The organism is Psychrobacter pasteurii, assembly GCF_900162815.1.
In the GTDB taxonomy this organism is placed as follows: Bacteria; Pseudomonadota; Gammaproteobacteria; order Pseudomonadales; family Moraxellaceae; genus Psychrobacter; species Psychrobacter pasteurii.
In genome coordinates, this window is the sequence record NZ_FUGD01000007.1 from 1 (window position 1) to 1,090 (window position 1,090).

1 protein-coding gene is annotated in these 1,090 nt (G+C 41.2%); it reads left to right on the forward strand.

Annotated features, from left to right (window positions below; translation table 11 throughout):
- Positions 1-64 precede the first annotated feature (64 nt).
- Entirely contained in the window at positions 65-1,084 is a 1,020-nt protein-coding gene (locus A1232T_RS00045) for an IS701 family transposase (RefSeq protein WP_077447464.1), read from the forward strand.
- Positions 1,085-1,090: the final 6 nt, after the last annotated feature.

Here is a 1,090-nt window from a genome sequence, read left to right on the forward strand (position 1 = left end):
TAGGACTTACGCAAAACCAGAGATATATTGCCAACCTAAAGCATAGCGTAGTACCATAATAGTCATGAAGAAGCCTAAAATAACCCGACTAGATTATTGCCAGTATCTCATGGTGAGCCAGATAAACTACACCATCACCAACTATGCTGATCATCATCCTGAGAACATCAGTCATGACCATATCAACCGTTATATTAAAGGTGACAAGCTCAAACCTCGTCTAGTATGGGAACAAGTTAAACAAGACATTGTCGCCGATGCTGAGGGTTACTTGCTCTTTGATGATACGGTATTAGACAAAGATCACAGTCATAAGATAGAACTGGTCAACCGCCAATATAGTGGCAATGCTAAACGATTAATTAAAGGCATTGGTCTTGTAAACTGCATCTACGTTAACCCGCATACCCAGCAGTATTGGGTTATTGACTACCGTATTTACGACAAAGCCATCGATGGTAAAACCAAGCTTGATCATTTAAAAGATATGTTACGACACACGATCGAGTACAAGCAATTGGTATTTAAAACGGTGCTTATGGACAGCTGGTATGCCACTAAAGATATCATGCTGACCATTGATGGTTTAGGTAAAATCTTTTACTGTCCGCTTAAGAGCAACCGCTTGGTTGATGATTCTAAGGGGCAACGCGCTTATACCTCAGTCAGTGCTTTACAATGGACTGAGGCCGAACAAGATAATGGCAAATTAATTAAGATCAATAAATTTCCTAAAGACTATAAAGTGCAACTGTTTCGGGTTGTGGTGAGTACTCACCGCACGGATTGGGTCGTAACCAACGACACCACTCAAACAAATCGTGATGACGTACAACAGGTGTGCGCCATACGCTGGAAGATTGAGCAGTTTCATCGTGAGATTAAGCAATTAACAGGTATAGAGTCTAATCAGTGTCGAAAAGCACGTATTCAGCGCAATCATATTTGCTGTTCTATATTAGTTTGGATAAGTTTGACCCGTATTGCTAGGCAGACAAAGAAAACGGTATATCAGTTAAAACATGGCTTGCTGGATGACTATCTCTGCGAGCAGTTGCGCTCGCCTAGACTGATTGTTGCGTAAGTCCTA